Annotated in this window: 17 protein-coding genes; 11 read left to right on the top strand and 6 right to left on the bottom strand. The window is 58.3% G+C overall.

The features are described from left to right. Positions 1–241: 241 nt before the first annotated feature. Positions 242–1,486, top strand: a complete 1,245-nt coding sequence (locus tag NA78x_RS28825) for an IS256 family transposase (protein WP_425613880.1) — start codon at positions 242–244, stop codon at positions 1,484–1,486. A gap of 132 nt (positions 1,487–1,618) precedes the next feature. Here NA78x_RS28825 and NA78x_RS28830 read toward each other — a convergent pair whose 3' ends face one another. The 4 genes from NA78x_RS28830 to NA78x_RS28845 all read right to left on the bottom strand — a co-directional run bounded on the left by NA78x_RS28830 (position 1,619) and on the right by NA78x_RS28845 (position 4,133). Continuing rightward, complete coding sequence (locus NA78x_RS28830) at positions 1,619–2,002, bottom strand: hypothetical protein (RefSeq protein ID WP_425615835.1); 384 nt, start codon at positions 2,000–2,002, stop codon at positions 1,619–1,621. An 81-nt stretch (positions 2,003–2,083) separates the two neighbouring features. Beyond that, a complete protein-coding gene (locus NA78x_RS28835) occupies positions 2,084–2,515 on the bottom strand; it encodes a hypothetical protein (RefSeq protein ID WP_425615836.1) in 432 nt (143 codons plus the stop codon). Between the two features lie 177 nt (positions 2,516–2,692). Next, positions 2,693–3,175: a hypothetical protein gene (locus NA78x_RS28840; RefSeq protein ID WP_425615837.1), complete on the bottom strand. Its 483-nt coding sequence runs from the start codon at positions 3,173–3,175 to the stop codon at positions 2,693–2,695. A gap of 22 nt (positions 3,176–3,197) precedes the next feature. Continuing rightward, the gene (locus NA78x_RS28845; protein WP_425615838.1) at positions 3,198–4,133 is read right to left on the bottom strand and encodes a DUF1559 domain-containing protein; all 936 of its coding nucleotides are present in this window, start codon (positions 4,131–4,133) and stop codon (positions 3,198–3,200) included. A 729-nt stretch (positions 4,134–4,862) separates the two neighbouring features. Here NA78x_RS28845 and NA78x_RS28850 point away from each other — a divergent pair. The 5 genes from NA78x_RS28850 (at position 4,863) to NA78x_RS28870 (ending at position 12,152) form a co-directional block, all read left to right on the top strand. After that, the gene (locus tag NA78x_RS28850) at positions 4,863–5,654 is read left to right on the top strand and encodes a hypothetical protein (RefSeq protein WP_425615839.1); all 792 of its coding nucleotides are present in this window, start codon (positions 4,863–4,865) and stop codon (positions 5,652–5,654) included. Between the two features lie 373 nt (positions 5,655–6,027). Beyond that, complete coding sequence (locus NA78x_RS28855; protein ID WP_425615840.1) at positions 6,028–6,687, top strand: hypothetical protein; 660 nt, start codon at positions 6,028–6,030, stop codon at positions 6,685–6,687. Then, on the top strand, positions 6,684–9,092 hold the full coding sequence (locus NA78x_RS28860; RefSeq protein WP_425615841.1) for an ATP-binding protein: 2,409 nt from the start codon (positions 6,684–6,686) through the stop codon (positions 9,090–9,092). Before NA78x_RS28855 ends, NA78x_RS28860 begins: the two co-directional genes overlap by 4 nt. A gap of 132 nt (positions 9,093–9,224) precedes the next feature. Further along, positions 9,225–11,099, top strand: a complete 1,875-nt coding sequence (locus NA78x_RS28865; RefSeq protein WP_425615842.1) for a heavy metal translocating P-type ATPase — start codon at positions 9,225–9,227, stop codon at positions 11,097–11,099. 93 nt (positions 11,100–11,192) lie between these two features. Then, the gene (locus tag NA78x_RS28870; RefSeq protein WP_425615843.1) at positions 11,193–12,152 is read left to right on the top strand and encodes a hypothetical protein; all 960 of its coding nucleotides are present in this window, start codon (positions 11,193–11,195) and stop codon (positions 12,150–12,152) included. 17 nt (positions 12,153–12,169) lie between these two features. On the opposite strand, the gene NA78x_RS28875 is transcribed toward NA78x_RS28870, so the two are convergent. Further along, the gene (locus NA78x_RS28875) at positions 12,170–12,739 is read right to left on the bottom strand and encodes an RDD family protein (RefSeq protein WP_425615844.1); all 570 of its coding nucleotides are present in this window, start codon (positions 12,737–12,739) and stop codon (positions 12,170–12,172) included. Positions 12,740–12,944: 205 nt separating this feature from the next. Between NA78x_RS28875 and NA78x_RS28880 the strand changes: the two genes are divergently transcribed. Genes NA78x_RS28880 through NA78x_RS28890 form a run of 3 tightly spaced genes read left to right on the top strand, consistent with a single transcriptional unit; the run spans position 12,945 to position 18,988 of the window. Beyond that, complete coding sequence (locus NA78x_RS28880) at positions 12,945–14,309, top strand: hypothetical protein (protein ID WP_425615845.1); 1,365 nt, start codon at positions 12,945–12,947, stop codon at positions 14,307–14,309. A gap of 3 nt (positions 14,310–14,312) precedes the next feature. Then, the gene (locus tag NA78x_RS28885; RefSeq protein ID WP_425615846.1) at positions 14,313–16,514 is read left to right on the top strand and encodes an AAA family ATPase; all 2,202 of its coding nucleotides are present in this window, start codon (positions 14,313–14,315) and stop codon (positions 16,512–16,514) included. Then, entirely contained in the window at positions 16,511–18,988 is a 2,478-nt protein-coding gene (locus NA78x_RS28890; RefSeq protein ID WP_425615847.1) for a PD-(D/E)XK nuclease family protein, read from the top strand. Before NA78x_RS28885 ends, NA78x_RS28890 begins: the two co-directional genes overlap by 4 nt. 29 nt (positions 18,989–19,017) lie before the next feature. On the opposite strand, the gene NA78x_RS28895 is transcribed toward NA78x_RS28890, so the two are convergent. Next, positions 19,018–19,476 (bottom strand): GNAT family N-acetyltransferase, encoded by a 459-nt coding sequence (locus tag NA78x_RS28895; RefSeq protein ID WP_425615848.1) that lies wholly within the window; start codon positions 19,474–19,476, stop codon positions 19,018–19,020. 240 nt (positions 19,477–19,716) lie between these two features. Here NA78x_RS28895 and NA78x_RS28900 point away from each other — a divergent pair, with 240 nt between their 5' ends. Together NA78x_RS28900 and NA78x_RS28905 are read left to right on the top strand one after the other, a co-directional pair. After that, complete coding sequence (locus tag NA78x_RS28900; protein WP_425615849.1) at positions 19,717–20,907, top strand: glycosyltransferase; 1,191 nt, start codon at positions 19,717–19,719, stop codon at positions 20,905–20,907. A 29-nt stretch (positions 20,908–20,936) separates the two neighbouring features. Beyond that, positions 20,937–21,626, top strand: a complete 690-nt coding sequence (locus NA78x_RS28905; protein WP_425615850.1) for a hypothetical protein — start codon at positions 20,937–20,939, stop codon at positions 21,624–21,626. Positions 21,627–21,660: the final 34 nt, after the last annotated feature.

The raw sequence follows: 21,660 nt of genomic DNA on the forward strand, positions 1-21,660 counted from the left end.
GGTACCGATCCCCGAACCGATGGTGACGATGACGAGTTGCGCTCGTTGCCAAGTGTGAAAGTAGGCCGGCAACGAGCGGTTATTTCCCCACAGCTCAGCGATCCAGCCGCCACCGAGAAATTTTCGCTCGATGTGTCGAGATATAACCGAAAGTCGTGGACGTTGAGTGATTGAAAGAGGCGGTGTGCTTGGCGAGAAAGTGTTTTGCAAAAGAACCTTTTTCACCAAGGAGCACACCACCATGCAGGAAGTTAACGGATCGACGATTGCGTTGCCAGGGTCTCGGGAATCGCTGCACGAGATTCTTCGGCAAGGAGCACAGCAGATGCTCGCGCAGGCCATTGAAGCCGAGGTTGCGGAATGGATCGACCAGCACGCACACGTGACTGATGAGCGGGGCCGTCGTCAGGTCGTTCGGAATGGGCACTTGCCGGAGCGGAAGATCGTCACGGGGGTGGGCGAAGTGGCCATCGAGCAGCCACGCGTGCATGATCGGCGCGAGGCTGGCGACGGCGAACGATTTCACTCGAAGCTGCTGCCGCCGTATCTGCGGAAGACCAAGAGCATTGAGGAGTTGATTCCGTATCTGTACCTCAAGGGGATCAGCACGGGCGACTTCCACGACGCGCTCGCGGCGATCGTCGGGCCGGAGTGTCCGGGGCTCTCGGCAACGACCGTCACGCGGCTGAAGAGCGTTTGGGAACAGGAGTATCGCGAGTGGTCCGCGCGTTCCCTCACGGGGAAGGAATACGTCTACGTCTGGGCCGATGGCATTCACACGAACATTCGTCTGGAAGAGGATCGGCAGTGCATTCTGGTGCTGATGGGAGCCACCAAAGACGGCAAAAAAGAGCTGATCGCCATGACGGACGGCCATCGCGAGAGCGCTCAATCGTGGCGAGAACTGCTGCTCGATGTGCAGCGCCGCGGCCTGGCCGTGGCGCCCAAGTTAGCGATTGGCGATGGTGCCCTCGGCTTCTGGAAAGCGCTCGCCGAGATCTTTCCCGCCACGAAAGTGCAACGCTGCTGGGTACACAAGACTGCCAATGTTCTCGATAAGCTACCGAAGAACAAGCAACCGAAAGCGAAAGACATGCTGCATCAAATCTGGATGGCCGACACGCGCGAAGCGGCCGGCAAAGCGTTCGACGCCTTCGTGGCCGACTATCAAGCCAAATATCCACAGGCCACGGAATGCCTGGCCAAGGACCGCGACGTGCTGCTCACGTTCTACGACTTTCCTGCGGAGCATTGGCGGCACCTGCGAACTACGAACCCAATCGAGTCGACGTTCGCCACCATTCGCCTGCGGCATCGTCGCACCAAAGGCAACGGCAGTCGCATCGCCTCGCTGACCATGATGTTCAAGCTCGCTGAAAGCGCCGCGCGCGGCTGGCGACTACTCAACGGCGCTCAACTCCTCCCCGATGTCATCCGCGGAGTCGTCTTCCAAGACGGCCTACCCCTCGACCAAGCCGCCGCCTAATTCAATTCCACCATCCACAACTATTGACAATATCTCCGATGTGTCGGCGCGTCGTCGAAGAGGACGAGTGTCGTCAAGGAAGCCACAAGTCAGCTTCCCGAATCACACCAACCAATAAATCGATTCGCGGACTCATAGGGTCGTCTTTACCGTGGATGTCTTCCCGCGATTCATCCAACTTTTTCGCTGCAGCAACGGCTCATGCCCCAGCCAAAAGTAACTGATTGTGCAGAACTCGATCTCTTGGGGAAACGCAGGAGGATCTTTGTGGTAGAGCACATTCCACTGCCGCCGAACGACACCGACCAGCCCATCGGCGAGACGAGACACATCAACCGCTTGAATCTCTTCGAGCACATCGGGCTTCACCCAGCGTCGAAGTTGAAGGCCCAGCGAGACCTTGCGTACACGAGGCACGATCCACTCGTACAAGAGCATGAACGGAATCGCCACTGCATAGAACGGGAAGCAGATGACGAGAACAATCGCTTCCAAGATTCTCAGTGATGTTCTCATCGGAACGAGCTCACTTCAGCAAGTAAACGACACGGTGAGAATCTGGTGGCGTCGACATAGCTTTGTCCAAGCAGTGATCCGTTAAATCGTGTTGACTGAACTCTTCCAGAGCACTTGCCCCTGGCACGCAATGAGCGACCGTTTGTATTCGATCGTGTTCATCGCGGGACAAGCCAGCACTGCTTCATAGAATATGCTGGGTGGCGAATAGTAGTGGGCGTTGATGTAGTGAATGATCAATTCTGGGCAGACATAGATTTTGCCTTGATGGGGAAGGTAGAGATTCGCCGTTCCCTTTTCGCCGTGAAACTGACAGAGTTCGCACTCGTGCGAGCCGGCGAAGGCAATGGGCTGCCAGGGATCGCGAGCCAGCCATTGCAAGCGTTCGAACACCTCCGGTGAGGTTGCTCCACGCGGAAACTCCATCAACCTGTCGAGCCAACCGACCGCCAGAATGTGCTCGGGAAGATTCGGCAGATAGGCCCACGGTGAAAGGTCTGGGAATCCAGCCAAAGGTTTGCATCCCCAGGATTTGCTGTTCTGCGGAGAAGTATTACGTGCGGGGGCAGCGCGCCGTATTCTACCAGCATCAAAAAGCCTCGCTAGATTTCGCGAGGCTGATTGGCTTCTATCCACATAGGAAGTGCCACAGCTTGCTTAGCTGTGGCCAGGCTGCTCAAGCCACGCTTCTTAATTGAATTGAAAGCCCGAGTTCTCGGTGCCTCCTTCGCGGACCTTTTTTTCGGGCGTTTGCGTGCCGTCGGACATCAACTCGATTTTCAAGTCGCTCGTGGGGCCGGTAATCGTCGCCGTCAGCTCCGATGTTTTAATATCGGAGTACCTTTTTGGAGCGTGCCACTTGGTCAGGTCGGTGGTGATCGACTCGCCGGCAAGAATGGCAACCTTGTGTGTCCCGACGGCAACACCATCACCCTGAACGTTCGTCGTCAGAGTAAAACGACCGTCGGCGCCGATGCTGCCGGAAGCGGGCCGCCAGCCGGTGGGAATCACCTGAATGTGGCCATAGCTCAGCGGGGCACCGTCGATCAAAACGACGCCGGACACCGGGACGACCTGTGGGCCGCTATTTCCGCAGCCAGCCAAGCCGAGCAAGGCAACCACCAGGACCGCTCCGGCAGTCAAGCGGAAAGGGAGAGTAAGCGTAGAAAACATAACAAACACCTCCTCTCCATGATTAGTTGGCGACTTCACCACCAGCGATGGTGGAGAGGGCGCGGTACATCGTGATGTCCATGTTCTCCGTCAGCAAACGTACGCTGCCATCTGCCAGGGCGAAGTTGGCTCCGCCAGGATGTCGGCTTAGGAATGCAGCATTGAGAGTAGAGTAGACGATTCCGGCGCCGGGTGCCGTGTTGATCGGGTTCTCGGTGGTTCGCAAGCAATGCGCATGGCGGGAAGCAACGCTCCAAACATTCGAGTTGTTTCCCAAGTGGCCGTCGCGCACTTCACCGGCGGCCAGCGTGTTGCTGGTGCCGTCGGTAACGTCCGCCATCCGCTTCGTGTTGAAGTAGACAAACAGGCCGTTATTGTCGAACTTCACCGTGGCGGCAATTCCTTGGCTGGGCCCGTTGGAACCGGCAACCAGAGCATAGCTACCCACCGCTGCGTTGATGGTGCCGCCACTGCCTGTGTTGGCAATAAAAGGCTTGGCCGTGTCCGACGGGCAAACAAACATCTTTGGCCGCGTCTCCAGGGCGATCTTGTTGTGAGGCCGCCAGGTCGCGTTGTCGGTCGTCGGCCAGGGGACATCAGCCTCGGTGATGCCGATCGACTTGTGGATGTTTGCTTGCTCGAGGAAGGGTAAGAAGGCGACGAATCCGCTCGCCCCGCCACGATTGACGTCGGTCGCCGACATCCCGTTGCAAGGGGTGCCGGACCCGTCGCAACCACGACGACCGGCTGGAAAGGCGCCGTAGGTGTCGTGATGGTTGTGTGCGGCCAACACGATCTGCTTGAGATTGTTGCCGCATTGCATGCGGCGGGCAGCTTCGCGAGCCGCCTGCACCGCAGGGAGCAGCAGCGCCACGAGCACGCCAATAATGGCGATGACAACCAACAATTCGACGAGCGTAAACGCCGCCCGCCTGCGACCGGGAGAGGTCTGGAGCATGGGAGAGGTTCCAGGATAGGGAAAAACATTAAAAAGAAGAGAAAAAATGCCTAAGGGGGAGTTTAGACGGATCCGGCCCCCCCCGTCAAACCAAAGTTTGCAAATCGGTGGCAGTAGGACAGGGCTTCCATCGTGCGAGCGGCCTGCGACGTCAGCTGCCAGCACAGTGCAGCTGATTATTTTTAGATATAACGAAACAGATACTTGACAATAGATCACGACAATGAGCTAATGTCGTGACGTTCTCTGTAGTTTGGTGGATAAGGCGCGGTGTCGCGTAGGCGGTTGGGGCACTTCGTGTTCGCGAGGCGCTAACCGCAGTCGCGAGCGGGGTGCCTGGCCAAGAACTGGTCCAGTTCGTGGACGAAAGGAGTGAGTGGCGAATGCTGGCAAAGAATCGCAAACGCCACAGCCAAAGTCACTTACGACTAAAAACGAAAACAGCCGCCTGTCCAAAAACCCCTCGGGTTATTGGACGTTTCGGTGCTCGTTGGTGAGATCAGCATTCCCGCTTGGCAGTGGTTCTCCACTTCCAGCCCCGTCCCCAGCCGGGAACTTGAAAAAATCTTTCCCACTCTTCCCAATAACCAGCAAAGCGGGCCGAACAGCTTCTTACGATCCGACGATCGCGGTTGTTCCGCGGCGCGGGGCGCTTAACTGGTTGATGGTTCAGCTGATGTGTTGCCAGTGGGGCAATGGCGGCTGCGTCGCTTTGTGGAGGGCCATGAAATGGTCAAGAAGGGTTTGTTTGCCGGTGGTGCCGCTTTGTTGCTGTTGGGCCTGTTGTTTGGCCGCGATGCAGTCAGCTATACCACCACATCGCTCGGCTGGGTTCGCCAGTCAGTGCGTGAGAGTGTGCCGGTTTCGTTCGAACTCGAACGGGCCCGCAAGATGATTCGCGATCTGGATCCGGAAATTCAACGGAACATGCACCTGATCGCCAAGGAAGAAGTAGACGTTCAAGGATTGAAGGAAACGCTGGCCGCTGGCGAAAAGTCGCTGGCCAAGAGCCGTTCGCAGATCGAACAGCTGACGAATGACCTGAAAAAGGGTGACTCGAACTTTGTCTATGCGGGCAAGTCGTACACCAGCCGTCAGGTCGAAGCTGATTTGACCCAGCGGTTCGAATCGTACAAGGTGAAGCAAGCCACGACCGAGAAGCTGGCCCAAGTGCTGGCCGCTCGTGAACGTGGGCTGGTCGCCGGCCGTGAAAAGCTGAAGGCCATGCAAGCCGCCAAGACTCGCTTGGAAGTGGACGTCGCCAACCTCGACGCCCGCATGGAGATGGTTCGCGTCGCTCAGTCGACTAGCGAATTCAACTTCGATGACAGCCGTCTGTCGCGCACCAAGGACCTGGTGAAGGACATCGGCGCTCGGATCGACGTGGCTGAGAAGCTCGTCAACGCCGACACGACCTACACCGGTCAGATCGACCTCGAAGAACCGACCTCTTCGGACATCACCGAGCAGATCACCAAGTACTTCAGTGGCGACGAAAGCACGGTTGTGAAGCTGGACTAAGCTGCGGCGTCAAGCTGTCAAGCTTGTGCGGATAACAACGGGGGCGGTGACTGCGGCCCCCAATCACTTCGGTTTGAGACTCCCTGATGGGCCTACCTCCAGCTCATGAGGGAGTCTTCGTTTCTTGGCAGGTAGTTTCTTGGCAGGTAAGTGCCTCGCAAAATTGATAACTGCCGGACAACCAGACTCTTCGCGCCTCGCCTGCGCGGTGTCACTAGCGGATCGATCCGCAAACTCGCTGATTTCGGGCGAGTCGTGGTGGCAACTTGTGCCACCTGCCGATGAACTGCGGAAGACTCCGACGAAACGGGCTTTCGTGGGATCGTGGCTTCCGTTCACTTTGGAGCCGCACGCGGCCGGCGGAAATCCAGCGATGAGCGCACTCCTCTCCCTTGACCAGCAATCACAGCGGATGCCGCTGCGCTGGCCCGATGTGGGAGCTTGGCTGCTGGTCGCCGGTTGGGTGGTTGTGGTCACCGCGGGCTCTGCGGGACTGCAAACTTACAAAGCTCGCGCGGGTGCATCGCCCGACAAAATCGCTCGCGTACCCGGTGAGTTGCTAACTGAGCAAAACGCGCGTGGCTGCACCTTGGTGATGTTTGCTCATCCACAGTGCGCCTGTACGCGGGCCAGCTTGAACGAACTGGCCGTGCTGCTGGCTCGCAACCCGAATCTAGCTCCAGCGAAGGTTGTGTTCTCCGCCCCAACGGGCAGTGACGCCAGCTGGCGAGAGAGCGACCTTGTTATGCAGGCCGAAGGACTGAGCGGTGTGCAGGTGCAGTGGGACACGAACCAGCGACTGGCCGATGAATTGGGCATTCGCACCTCGGGACAAGTGGTGCTGTTCGATCGCAAGGGTGAGGTCTTGTTCACGGGAGGTGTGACCACGCTGCGCGGCCACGAAGGCTGGAGCAACGGGCACAATGCGATCCTGGCTGCCTCGCGCGGCGAAGTGGCCAGCGCTTCTTCCACTCCCGTGTTTGGCTGCAGCTTGCACGCGGTGAGCACGGCCGCGCAGGAGGCCGCGAGATGACCAACTCGGGTTCTCCGACTGTTCCCTTTCAACCTAACGAGTCGCTCGCGCGGGTTCTGTTGAAAGGACATCAGCAGCATATCTACCGCGCTACTGATCGCCTGTTTGCCTGGCTCCTGATCGCTCAATGGGTATTTGGCTTTGTACTTGCGGTCTGGGTTTCGCCGCGCACCTGGTCCGGGCTGTCACACTACGTCCATCCGCATATCGGGATCTCGATTCTGTTGGGTGGCGCGATCATTAGCGTGCCGGTGTTCTTGGCGTTTGTCTTGCCCGGCAAATTACTGACTCGACACTCCATCGCCATCGGCCAAATGCTGATGTCGGGCTTGCTGATTCATCTCTCGGGCGGTCGAATTGAAACCCACTTTCACATCTTCGGGTCACTCGCCCTCTTGGCCTTCTATCGCGACTGGCGCGTGCTGATTACAGCTTCGCTGGTGACCGCCGTCGATCATGGCTGGCGTGGTTTGTTCTGGCCCCAGTCTGTCTATGGAGTGATGGACGCCGGTTGGCTCCGCACGCTCGAGCACACGGGCTGGGTCGCCTTTGAAGATGTGTTTCTCATTCTCAACTGCATCCGCTCGCAGCACGAAATGTGGGAAGTTGCCCAGCGGCAAGCTCAGCTCATTACCGTGCATGCCGAGATTGAAAGCCAGGTCGAGGCACGCACCTCCGAATTGGCCGAGAAGACAGCTTCGCTCGAAAGCAGCGAAGAGCGGTTGCGGCTGATGATTGAAGGTACCGACGTCATCGTTTGGGAATACGATTCTCGCACCGACTGCTTCGTCTATGTTTCGCCTTGCGCGGTGAAGTTGGGATATCCGCTGGAAGCCTGGTACGAGCCGGCTTTCTGGAGGAATACGCTCCATCCCGAAGATCGCGACGCTGCCGTTCAGTACTGCCTGGCCGAAACCTTGGGCGGTCGCGATCATCGGATTCAATACCGCATGTTCTCGCAAGCAGGCGAGATCATTTGGATTGACGATCTGGTTTCCGTATCACGCTCGCCTGCGGAGCAACACCTGCTGCGCGGTGTGATGATCGACGTCACCGAGCGCAAGCAAACCGAAGACCGACTTCAGCACTCGCACGAAGAGCTGGTCGAGCGATCGGAAGATCTGCTGGCCGCCCACGAGGTGCTGAACAATCAGGCGCGCGAGTTGACACGAGCCGCCTACGAAATGGCTCAGCTGAAAGAAGAGGCCGAGCGCGCGAACCAGGCCAAGAGCGAGTTTCTGGCCAACATGAGCCATGAAATCCGCACGCCGATGACGGCCATTCTGGGATACACGGACTTGCTGCTGGAAGAAGGAGACATTACGAGAGCGCCGCCGGATCGCATTGCAGCGCTGCGGACCATTCAACGTAACGGCGAACATCTGCTCAGCTTGATCAACGATATTCTCGATCTGTCGAAGATTGAAGTGGGAAAGATCGGGCTCGAAGCCATTGCCTGCTCGCCCCAGCAACTGCTGGCAGACGTGGAATCTTTGATGCGACTGCGGGCGCAAGAACGCAACTTGACGCTGACGATCGAGACCATCGGCCAATTGCCGCACAGCATCGAATCGGACCCGACGCGCTTGAGGCAAATTCTCGTGAACCTCGTCGGCAACGCGATCAAGTTCACAACGACGGGTGGCGTGCGAATCGTGGCTCACCACGAGCGAGAACACGCGCGGCTCACCTTCGACGTCATCGATACCGGCATGGGAATGACGACCGAGCAAACTCACAAGCTCTTCCGTCCTTTTACACAGGCGGATACTTCGACCACGCGGCAATTCGGCGGTACCGGCCTGGGCTTAACCATCAGCAAGCGTCTGGCTGAAATGCTCGGCGGCGATGTGACGATTGTGGAATCTTCACCTGGCGTGGGAACCACGTTCCGTTTGACCATCGACCGAGTTTGCGAGTTAGCCACCGAACCGCTGCCTCAGCCGCTGATCGAGTCACCGGTGCCGCAGCACGAGGGGACTAGCGAACTCTCTCAAACCACCTTCCCCGCCGGTTGCCGCATTTTGCTCGCCGAAGATGGCCCCGACAATCAACGGCTCATCTCGTACATTCTGAAGAAGGCGGGAGCAGAAGTCACCATCGTCGACAATGGGCGAAGTGCCACGATCGAGGCCCTTGCCGCGGCGGCCGACAATCGTCCCTACGATGTCGTTTTGATGGACATGCAAATGCCCATCATGGATGGCTATGCTGCTTGCAGATTGCTGCGCGAGCAAGGCTACTCGCACCCCGTTGTTGCCCTCACCGCTCATGCCATGTCGGGTGATCGCGATCGCTGTCTGGCTGCTGGCTGCGACGACTATGCAACCAAGCCACTCAACCGAAGTCAACTCATCGCCAAGCTCGACGCGCTCGTCCGCCGCCACCCTCACGCAGTAGGATAGGCGAAGGGCTATCGGCGCGGGACTTTATCCCCGCCGATGCGACATAATCAATCCCCTGCTCGCTCTTCCCAACTGCTAGCCTTCACCCTTGTTACAACATAAGGATGATCGAATGAAAGGCGAGTAGGAAACATGGCAGCCGTTCCGCAAAGTCGTCGAGCTTGGCTTCTGGAGCATCACGACGCCATCGTGGCTGCGGTGGCGATTGCCGGTTTAGTCGCTTACCTCGTGCTGCACTACCTTGTCGGTGCAAGTGAGTTCGTGGCCAATGTGCCGCTGTGGGCGGCGCTCGTTATCGGCGGCATTCCCGTGCTGATCGAACTTGGCTACAACGCCAGCCAAGGGAAGTTCGGAGCCGATTGGCTCGCTGGCATTTCGATTGTCACGGCCGTCTTGCTGGGGCAGTATCTGGCCGGCGTACTCGTGGTGCTAATGCTCTCGGGCGGTGAAGCCATTGAGGCATATGCGATTGCCTCGGCATCGTCGGTACTCTCGGCCCTGGCCAAGCGTGTGCCGCTCGTCGCTCATCGCCGAGAGGCTGGTGAGCTGCAAGACATCCCGCTCGACCAGGTGAACGTGGGCGATGTGCTCACGCTCTTTCCGCACGATATTTGCCCCGTCGATGGTGAGGTTCTCGAAGGACACGGCTCGATGGACGAGTCGTTTCTGACCGGCGAACCTTACAACATGTCGAAGGCTCCCGGCTCGCTCGTGATTTCCGGAGCGCTGAACGGCAACGTCGTGCTCATCATTCGCGCCACCAAACGGGCCATCGATTCGCGTTATGCGCAGATCATGAAGGTGATGGAACAGGGCGAGCAATATCGCCCGCGAATGCGCAGGCTGGGAGATCAACTCGGAGCGTGGTACACGCCGCTGGCGCTCGTCATTGCCGGCCTTGCTTGGGCCGCCAGCGGTGAGGCTACGCGGTTCCTGGCGGTGCTCGTAGTGGCCACGCCCTGCCCGCTACTCATTGCGATTCCCGTGGCGATTATTGGGGCCATTTCGCTTGCTGCTCGGCACGGCATCATCGTGAAGAAGCCGACGGTGCTGGAACAAATTGGTGGTTGCCGGACGATCATTTTCGATAAGACAGGCACGCTCACCTATGGCCGCCCAAGTTTAACGGAGCAGCTCACACCGCCAGCGATCTCGCCGCGCGAGATTCTGCAGTTGGCGGCCAGCTTGGAGCGATACTCGAAACATCCGCTCTCGCAGGCGATTGTCGACCAGGCCGAGCGTGAGGGGATTCCGCTACTCGATGCGAGCGAGATTCAGGAGCCGCCCGGTCAAGGTGTGCGCGGCAAAGTGGCCGGGCACGAAGTGCAAATCACCGGACGCAATAAGTGGCTCAAGAGCAATCCCGAGGGAGCCAGTGACCTGCCGCCGCTGGGAGCCGGCCTGGAGTGCATTCTGCTCAAGGATGGGAAATACGCAGCGACTTATCGCTTTCGTGATGAGCCTCGCCAGGATGGTCGCTCCTTCATTCACCACCTGGGACCGCAACACCATATCGACCGGGTGATGATCGTCTCGGGGGATCGTGAATCGGAAGTGAACTACCTAGCGGCAAAGGTCGGCATCACCGATGTACGCGCGCAACAGAGTCCCGAACAAAAGGTGGAGATCGTTCGGGCTGAGACCGAGCGGGCACCGACAATTTTTGTGGGGGACGGCATCAACGATGCTCCCGCGTTACAGATTGCCACGGTGGGTATCGCCTTCGGACAGGCCAGCGATATCACCAGCGAAGCTGCCGGCGCGGTGATCATGGATAGCTCGCTCAAGCGTGTCGATATGCTGCTGCACATCGGCCACCGCATGCGCAGCATTGCCTTGCAGAGCGCGGTTGGGGGAATTGTGTTGAGTCTCGTCGGGATGATTCTCGCTGCCTGCGGACTGCTGTCGCCGGTCGCGGGCGCGGTATTGCAAGAGGTGATCGATGTGGTGGCGGTTCTGAATGCGGCCCGCGTCGCGTGGTCGACACAATCGTTGAATGACTATTAGTTCAGCGTGGATGTGCCGTTACGTCTTCCCAAAAAGGCGGCGACAAGTTCCATTAATAACGATCGACTCAGACTCCTTTGCGAACGGATTCCCATGCATCTTCTGATTGGCACTGACGAAGCGGGTTACGGACCGAACCTCGGCCCGCTAGTGGTCGCTGCCAGCGCGTGGCAAGTGCCGCAGAAGGTCGGGCCAGCGGAGTTGTACGACCATCTGCAGGAATTCGTAACACTCGAATCTGGCAAACACGAAACTCGATTGGCAATCGCCGATTCGAAGGCACTCTATTCTCCGGGCGGTGGACTCGCAGCCATCGAGTGCGGCGTGCTCTCTTGCCTGACATTGTTGGGCGAGCGACCAACGTCGACGGTTGCCCTGTGGAACGCTTTAGCCGCGCATTGTCATTCCGACCGCGCTTCCCTGGCCTGGCACAATGCCGAAGAAGAGGCGCTCCCCATTGATGCCTGCTCGACGAGAGTTGGCGATTTCAGCGGTGCGCTCGCAAGTGGCCTGAAGAGGCTTAAGGTCGAGTTGAAGTCGCTGCGGGCGGCGGCGGTGTTTCCCGGTAGGTTTAATGCGGAAGTTGAACAGCACGAGAACAAAGCGACGGTTCTGTCACTGGTGACACTCGAATTGATTAAAGACCTGCTTGACGACTTGCGAGACTTGCCCGTCATCGTCACTTGCGACAAGCACGGCGGTCGCGATCGCTATGCGCACTTGATTCAGCACGTCTTCGGCGACGATCCGGTGCGCGTCGTGCGCGAATCGAAGAACGAAAGCGTCTATCGGCTGGACATCGCCAGACGACCGATCGAGTTGCAGTTCATCTCCAAAGGAGAGCGGATGCTTCCTGCTGCACTCGCCTCGATGACGGCCAAGTACCTGCGCGAGATTTCGCTCCGTCCGTTCAATCGCTTCTGGCAGCAGCACGTGCCCGGTCTCAAGCCGACCGCAGGCTATCCCAACGACGCCCGCCGCTTTAAAGCCGAGATCCTCACCGTACAGCAACAACTGGGGATTGAGGATCGTGTTCTGTGGCGTTGCCGGTGAACAGGACCACGTATCTTTTATGCAGCCGAGTCTAGCTCAGCAACCAGAACAGCTTGAACAATCTCGGGATGGATGACGCGGGGGTACAAGAAAATGCACCCCATCGTAAAGTAGAGGCAGAAGCCGACTGGCCCTGCACCGACAGGCAATGCATGCTCCCGGACAAGGCAGGTGCCCGCGAGGCAATCGCGTAAGCCTTGGCAGTCTTTGTCGATTCCACACCAGAGAATATCAAAGCCCAGCACCCAGGGACCGAACATCCCGAGAAATAGTCGGAGCGTCAGGGCAAACAGCGATGGTGGTTCACCCTGCAGGTTAACGATTTTGCATCGCAGCAAGTTATAAGCCACCGTACGGAGTTTTGACCGCTTGAGTGGGACCTCGTAAAACCAAACCAGAAGCATCCAGGCAAGCGTGAAAAGCCCTTGCAGTTGCGGCGCGATCAACTGGCTGGGTACAGTCATTAGCGCGAATAGAAACAGCAGAACCAGCGAGTCGATCACCAGAATACCAAGCCGTGTCCCCATGCCTAGGTAATCATCCTGCGCGTAGTAGACACTTTCTTTGCTTGATCGTTGTTCTGGCATGCCGAAAGTTCAAAGCGAGTGGCGATGATCGTTGAATGATGGGGAGATGATTGTAGCCTACGTGTGATGCTTGCATCGAACCCTTAATAAGTGATTTGCTCAATACTTCGTTTGACGAGCAATCACCTCGCCGCTAGATTTGGTGGGCCCTCACTGAACTGCAATCGTCGCCGATTGTTCCACCACACCTGCCCGCCGAACTTCAATGGCCAAAAAGCCAACCTCTGCTCAGCTCAAAGCCATCAAGGCCCAAGAAACTCTGGACCGCGCGATTGCTGTCCTGCGGGCACAGCGCAGCGAAAGTGCAGAGCCACTGACGGTTCAGCAGTTGGCTAACAAGCTCTGCGACGATCAACCGGCAGCGTTTTTGAAGTTGCTGACCGGAGCCACAGGCAAAGGCCAAGTAACAGTTTTCGCGGCCAAAGATCTCGATTCCCCGATTGTCTTGCCTGAGGACTATGCGAGCCTTGGTGAGACAAGCACACTACAACGGCGCGCGGCCCAAGCCGTCCGCACGAAGCGAGAAAGGAAGGGGCCGCTCGGTAAGGACGTCAAGTCGTTTATCAAGGATGCAGGCGCGCCGTTCAAGGCCTTTGCTGCCACTTGGGAAACGCTCTTTACCCGGCAGCTGGCTGACCGAACATTGGTCGCTGACTTGGCCGATCTGATCGTGGCGAAAGCAGTGCCGCCCACCCCAGCTGAGATTGCGACCAAGTGGTCTCAAGAGATGCTGCGACGCGGCCAGAACGCCAACGAGTCGCAGGTCGTTACTCTCGCCCAGTTGCAGGCTGCCGCGAAAGCCGACGCCAAGTCGCTGGCAAAAGTTCTCAAGGAGCCGGCATTTGCCGAGCGTGTTGTCGAAGTTGCCTCGGGCGACGCTACGAATGAACGCAGCTTTGTCTTGCGAGAGCATCTCCGCGGTCGAACGGCAGAGTTCATCAAGCTGGGGCTGGCTTTGCTCGTCGATGGTGCACCGGCGAAGGGAAAGTCGAAAGCACCACTGCGGTCTACGATTTTCACGGCAGCCGAGATCGCTACCGCTTTGATCAAGGTCAAGCAGCTCAAGGTATCCTTGGAAGAATTCATCGGCCAAGCTGCCGATCAAAACCGCCTCGGTTCTGGCCTCAACTGGCTTGTGTTGAAGAACGAACGCGCCTACTTCCGGCTGGCAGATGCGGGTCGAGAGGTGACTCCGTCGCACACCCCGACCAATAGCCCAACTCCTGCATCCGCGCGGCCATCTGCAACGACAACGCCACCTCCGGTGGCTTCGGCGACAGTAACCGCTCCGTCAAAACCAGCCGAGGGCTTTGCCTCGTTGTTTGATGCTGCCTTTCGTCGCGTGGATTCTCGCTCGGGAGGTCGCAACTTTGCGAAGGTGCTGGAACTGCGGCGAGAGTTGCCTCAGTTCAGCCGCTCCGAGTTTGACTCCGAGTTGCGACTGCTGCGAGCGGCACGGCAATTTGCCATGGAGAGCGCACAAGGCGGCGGCACGCAATTGAGCGACGAAGAACGGCAGGCCGGTATTCAGGAGGGGAGCTCGCTCCTCGTTTACGTTTCCAGGATTTAGGTGATGGTCATTTCCATGTCGGATCAAGTTCCCGTCCCCACAACAGCCGATTCCGACGATCAGTTCTTCGCCGCTATTGCCTCTAGCAATCCGTTCGAGCGAAATCGGATCAGCGATCCCACCGACATGGACTCGGACGTCGAAAGCATTCACGCGGCCGCCTTCGATCGCTTGACGTCACTCGCCGACGAAACCTTGCGCGCCGAGGCTGGCAACGGCGCGATGTTGCTGGGCAACGCAGGAGTCGGCAAGAGTCACTTGCTGGCTCGCTTTTGGCGCTGGGCCAAAGATCGACAAGCTTGCTTTGTCTTTCTGCACAACATTCAAGTGCGACCGAGCGATATGAGTCGCTACTTGCTGAAATGCTGTATCTCGCGATTGGCAGAAGACCGGCTCGATCGACTGCGAACAACGCCGCTGTTTGAATTGCTGAAGGAGTCAGTTCGCAAGACTTCGACAGACCTCTTTGTGAAGCATAAGGACGACCTGCGCAAGGCGTCGGCGGCTATCGCGGAGAGACTGCAACTCGATCCGCAGATTTTCTTCATGCTGTTTCGCTTCTTTTTCAGCGTACAGATCGCTGTCAATTCGAGCGATCCTGCCAAGCGCGACACTCACAATCAATTGGCCGCGCTCGCGGTCCGTTGGCTCAAAGGCGAGTTACTCGACGCGGAAGAAGCAAAAAGTCTAGGCATTCGTCTGCGACCTTCGGAAGAAGTCACCGAGCTGGGCGAAGATCAGATCGTCACGGTGCTGGCCACCATTGCTCGCTTGTCGGCGGTCATTGACCGGCCGTTTGTGCTGTGCATCGACCAGGCCGACAACATGCAAGAAGATCAACTAACGGCTCTTAGCCGCGCGTTGCAAAACTTCATCGATCGCCGGGTCAATCTGCTGGTGGTGGTTTCGGGTGTACACGATGAAATGCTACGTCTAATCGATCAAGGAGTCATACCCGCTGCGGCCGCCGACCGCTTTCAGCACCGGCAGCCTATCGTCGTGCGACGGATTGGACGCAGCGAAGCCAAGCAGCTGGTAAGTGAGCGTCTGCAGAGCTTTTTCGCTCGCTTTGACGGATTGCCAGCACAGTGCAAACCATTTTTCAACGATGACGACCTGTTCCCGCTCGGCCGCGAATGGTTCGAAAACATGGAAGCGGGCGCGATCGAGTTACGCCCGCGCGATGTGCTGACGTGGGCCAGCGATCGCTGGCGGACGATCCAAGGACAAATTCGGACCGAATCGGCCGCGGCTTGGCTGCGTCGTTGGAACCAAGCAGCGCCGGAGACCTCACCACAAGAGTTGACAGCGGAAGAACTGCAACGGGCCATTGATGCCAAAGTGGCCGCGAAGTTTGAAGAGGCAATCACAAGTCGCCGCTTGCAGCCTGGCTCTTTGCCGGCCGACAGCGACAACTTGCTGCGACTGGTGGCGCAGTCACTCAAGCATTGCGAGGGAGATGCGTTCGGCTACACGCTGGAGAAAGTGGACGTCACGAACCATCCGGTGCATCTTTTGGTACAGGAAGGCGTAGGCGAGCGGAAGATTCGCAATCATGTGCAGTTTGTTGTGACCGGCAGCAAGACCAGCGCTGCAGCATCGTTGCGACGATTGCTCGATCATGGCCAGCCTGATTTGCGAGTGTTAGTGACCGACGAAGAACGAGCGCCGCTATGTTTGGGCGCGGCAGGTAAGCAGCATCTTCAGCAGTTGGTGCAGCGTGGGGAACGAGGCTTCCGGCATGTCAAACTGCGGTTTGAAGATTACGCTGCGCTCGATGCCATGTTGAATGTCGTCGGCGAAGCGAAGTCTGGCGATCTGGAAATCGAACCACTCCCGCGGCGGATTATGCCGCTTACCGAAGTTCAAGTGCTCGAAAGCTTTCACCGTCAGGATGCCTTTCGCAAGCATGTACTGTTGCGTCAATTCTTAACCGAAGAAGGGCCGGCAGCGCCACCGGCGACGGTCTATCCACCGAAGGAAGGCTTTCGCGAGTTCGTCCAATCGCGGCTGGCGTTTTTGATGGGGGCGAACATGATCGAGCTCATCAAGCAATTCATCGCGGCCAATCCCGCAGGAGCTGTCACGCCCGAAGCTTGCCTGCCCACAGCAAAAGAAATCGTCCTCGAAATGCATCAAGAGGAACTCGTGAGTGCTCAGCCTTGGGATAACGATCTTTATCTTACGATCGGGATTCGCGCGTGAAGTATCAGTTCTCGGTCAGTGAAGCGCGGACCGCGATCGCCTGTCCACGCATCTTCTACTTCGACGAAGTCCGGTATCGAACTACCAAGCCGAAGACGAAGCGCTTGACGCGCATTTGGACGGGCTCGCGCGGGGCAGCGACGGGCTGTGGTACCTTGTTTCACCACACGATTGAAAAGTTCAACGCGTCCGCAGTCAGTGCGCAAGATGTGCGAGAAATCCTGACGGCTTCGGCAGCGATCCCGGTCGCGACCGAACGCTCGCGGTACCTGTTCGAAAATCTGAAGCGGTTCATCGTGCAGAATTGCTTGAACCGAAAAACCTTGGCAAGCAAGAAGGTTCCGCAGCAACTGGCCTTTCAAAATGCCTTTGATCAATACGTGGGAGAGCTGAGTGACGTCCTCAGCTATGCGACCGGACGAGGCAAGTCGATTGAGGAACTGCTGCGAGAGTTCTTTGGCGATAGCCGCAAGCGAGTCGATGTCACTTTTTATGTAGGTCCCAAGCAATCGCCCGTGCGTGTGCGCGGAGCCCTCGACTACATCCACTTTGACTACCGCAGCGCGACGAGTCGCATCATCGACTTCAAACTGACCTCGTCGGAAACGTCGAGCAAGGACCTGCTCCAAGCTTCGCTCTACAGCTTGATGCATCATCAGCAACATGGCACGCAGTCGGATGCCGCGGTGTTCTACCTGCATCCCGAGCGAAAGGTCTTCGAGAAGCCTTGGCCGAAGATTCAGCAGGATCGTTCCAAAGTATTCGACTTGCTCCACTCGATGGCCCGCTGGAGCGACTACGACGAAACAACCGGCCAAGGTCTGAAGCCGCCGGGTGAACCGGCGCTCTGTCATGCTTGCCCTTGGAACAAGAACGGAGAGTGCGAGAAACGACTGGGGCCCAAACAGTCGGGAGAACGCGCCGAGCCTTGGGCAGAAGAGATGTCTCAGGCAAAACCAACGGAACCAAAGATTCAACATCACACGCCGCCCGCTGCCGCCGCTCCGCCTGTCTCGTTTGATGAGTTCGAGTCGGATGAAGCGGAAGACGACGTAGCGGTTTCCGCAGCAGACCTTCCACAGCCGCCCAAGCAACCGATTAAGCCAGCGAAACCAGCCAAACCAAACAAGAAAGAGAAAGCGTCCGCTGCTGCCCCCGCAAATGAACTGCGAGTGGGCACGACCTCGGCCAGCGGGCATTCCGTCGTGGTGCCCAGCGCCGCGCTCACGACCCATGCGAGTGTCGTGGGGGCTGCTGGCAGCGGCAAAAGCTGGCTGGCGAAGGTGCTCGTCGAAGAAGCCGTGCTGTGCGGCATTCCCATCTTGGCCATCGATCCTCAAGGCGACCTGGTTCAGTTTCTGCGACCTTCGGCGCTGGGCGATTCCGCTACCGAGGAAGATCGACGCGGCCAGGATCTGTTTCGCGACCGGGCAGAAGTTCGCGTTTGGACGCCTGGCACTTCGCATGGCCAACGACTCTGCCTCTCGCCCATCAAGCTCCCCAAGCCGGCCGATCTGCAAGGGATCGAAAGCCCGCAACGTCGCCAGGAAGAATGGGAGTCCCTCGTTGGAATCGCCGCAGGCAGCCTCGTGCAGCTGGCTCAAGCCGGTGGCGATCAGGAAACGCAGAACACCTTTCTCAACGAGATTCTCAAACACCTCAGCCGCAAAACCACCGCCTCGAACGAACTGCAGTTGGCCGAGATCATCGCCGGCATCGCTGCTCCCGATAGCTTGGGAATTGACGACGCCGACAAGATGATCTCGAAGCGAGATCGTTCCAAGCTGGAGCAAAAACTGTTCACCCGCATGCGCGGACCAACCTCCAATTTGTTTACAGGTGGCATTCCGCTCGATCTCGAACGATTCATTCGTCCGGTTACTCCTGGCCGCACGCCACTGAATGTCGTCTATCTCAATGCGATGCCCGACGACGATCAAAAGCAGTACTTTGTCGCGGCCCTCGCAGGCGAGATCTATCGCTGGATGATCACTTCGTTCTCGAGCGGAAATGTTCGCCTGCTGGTCTTCCTCGACGAAGCTCGCGACTTTCTGCCAGCTGGGGCCAGAAAGCCTCCGGCGAAAGAACCGCTGCTGCGGCTCTTTGCCCAGGGGCGCAAGTTCGGCGTGAGCTGCTTGATTTGCACGCAAAGTCCGCGCTCGGTCGACTATCAGATTTTCTCCAACGCCAGCACCAAGTTCATTGGCCGTTTGGAAGCCGCTCAGGATGTCAGCCGCGTGGCCGAGTGGTTCAAAGACTCCAGCGGAGCGCCCACCTGGCTCGATGGCCGGAAGGGGGCAAAGCCCGGCAGCATGATTGGCCGCTGGCCAGGCATTACGCCTCAGCTTGAAGGCCAAGAGTTCCGTAGCCGACCGCTCTACTCGCTGCACGAAGGTGCCTGGTCGCCCGACCGACTCGAGCAAGAATGGCTTCAATCTCCGCTGGCAGGCCGCCTCGACACTGCAGACGAGTGACGCCTTATTCTCTCGTTCTCCTAACTGGCTCAAGGCAGCGTGCTCCCAGATTGCAGCAAGTAATAGGGGCCGCGATCGCCGGTTCCTTCGCCGGCGATCGTCCAGCCTTGCGCGCGATAGAAGGCCATTGCTGGCTCGTTCGCTTGCACGCACTTGAGTATGGCTGGGCGACCAATTTGCTGCAGGCACGCGTGGAGCAGCAAGCGGCCGATACCGCGCCGCAGATAGGCCGGATCGACAAACAGATTGTGAATGAAATTGTCTGGCGGCCACCAGGAAACAAAGCCAGCGATCTCCTTGCCGCTCATTGCCACCAGAATCGGTTCGTCCTGCGTGGCTGCGTCGAAATCTGCAAGCTGCAGCTTCGCCGCGTCGGTCCAAAAGAACGTTGCTGCCCGCGAGCGAAGATAGATCTCTCGCAGTGCATCGAGGTCCGCTGGTTCTGCTGCACGAATGGTGATGGCCGTGGTTGGAGTTGAATCAGGCAACGGGTGAACCTTTCGCGATGCTTGCTGGTGCCGAGATGTCAGAGACAGTTCTTCCCGCGCGAGGTTCGCTGGAGAAATCCCCAGCGAATTGCCTGCTAGCAAGCTGCGTCGCGGGCGACTGACATTGACCCAAAATCGCTGGCGGGATAACACATGAGGGTCGAGGTTTCGCGCGCTTGGATGCGAGGGCGGAATTCGGCGAACAGGCTCCCGCTCGCAAGTACGCACAAGGAAGTGTCGATGTCCTCGCCCGCCGTCTCGATTGTGATCACCACCTATCAATTGCCCGAGCATTTGCGGCGTGTGTTGGCAGCGGTCGAAATGCAAACGGTCGCGAGCCAGTTGGAAGTCATCGTGGCAGATGATGGCTCGACCGACGAGACGCCTCAAGTCGTCCAGCGGTTTGCTGACCGCGCGCCCTTTGCCGTGAAGTATGTATCGCATACCCACGACGGCTTTCAACTCTCGCGCACGCGCAACGAGGGCGTGCTGCAAGCCACGGCCCCACACATTGTCTTTCTCGATGGCGATTGCCTCATCGAACCCGACCACATCGAGCAGCACCTGAAATGTTGGCGTCCTGACCACGTCACCAATACCTACTGTGTCCGTTTCGATGAACCAACATCGCAGCAGATTACCGTCGATCAGATCCGCAGTGGTGAGTTTTTGCGTTGGGTGCCCAAGAGCGACCTGCGCAAATTGACGATCATGCAATGGAAGGCCTGGTTCAACCGCGCGATCGGTCATTCGCGTTTGCCCGCCTTGCGCGGCGGCAACATGGGAATCAAACGCGCTGACTACCTGCGCGTCAACGGTTACGACGAACGCTTCAAGGCTTGGGGCAAAGAAGACGACGATCTGGGCATGCGATTGCGGGCGCTCGGTATGAAGGTCGACTACATTCTGCATCGCACTCGCACCTATCACTTGTGGCATCCACCAGCCGATGGCCGTGGGCAAAAGTTCAAGACCGGCGACAACTACAAATACTTCAATCGCCCGATCAAGCTCAGCAAGTGCCTCGATGGCCTCGTCGAACGAGCTCCTTGTCAGCTTACGGTTCGTTTGAACGGCGCAGCCGCCGATTCCAGCGAAGCGCACCGCTGGGTTCAAGCCGCGGGACTGACGACCGTGCGCGATTTGAAGCAGCCTGTTGATGTGGAAGTCTCCTTGGCTAGTGAAGGCAATTTCTCACGGCACTGTGACTGCCGCGTCGTGATTGCCGGCGGTGCGGCGGGGCAAACATCGTTCGCCACGCGCCATGCCGATGTTGTTTTGTCGATCGATGGTTCACTCGGGCGTGAACATCAAGTACGCTTACCGCTGAACGAAATCGCCAGTTTTTACGCCGCTCTCGGCTATGCCGATCCGCTGGCGCAGCTCGCCGGCCGCGATCCTGCGCAGAGACTCGGAAAATGGGCTGCGTAACGACGCATCCCTTTTCGAGATCGCCTGCCATGAAAGACGAAGCCCTGCGTCTCGCGCGCGAACAAGATACCTTGGCCGCGATTGTGTATCTCACACGGCAAACAGACATGCTTGCCGCGGCCAAAGCATTCAGCGAAGCGATGCTCCATCTGTACTGGCAAGAGAAGAACCTTTCTCTAGCGCTCGCCTTCGGCCGCGCGGGCGCGCAGTTCGCCCTGACCGCCGCGGAAGCGAATCCACAGCTCGCCAGTGACCTGCGCAGCAGTGCCAAGGCGATGACGTACAATCTGGCATCATTCACTTGGCCAGGCTGGGACGAGCCCGGTATTGAGATCTCCCCCGCCGATGTGCAGCTGGGCCTCGATGCGGCCAAGACCAACCTGCGATTGGCCATTGAGCTCCAAAAAGGCGATCTCCCCCTCAGTCGTGCCCACTGGATGCTCGCCGCGCAGCAACTGGCGGTGCAATCCTTCTTCGACGCCACCGAATCGTTCGCCCAGGCAGCAGCCTTTGCGACTGCTGCAAACGCACCCGAAGAAGCGCTGCTCGCGCGCGGTTTTATCAGCGTGGTAAAGATCGTCGCGGCCTCGGCTGAGTCGCACGAGCGGGCCGCTGCGACCGCAGAACTCGACGAGCTCAAAAGCCAACTGCGGCAACTGCCCGACGGCGATGCCTTCTGCTCGCAGTTCGATGGGGCCATCAAGGTTTTCGCGAAGTAGACGCGGCGATCGCATTTTGCCCGCAACATTTGCT

Source organism: Anatilimnocola aquadivae (genome assembly GCF_049819085.1).
Taxonomy (GTDB): Bacteria; Planctomycetota; Planctomycetia; order Pirellulales; family Pirellulaceae; genus Anatilimnocola.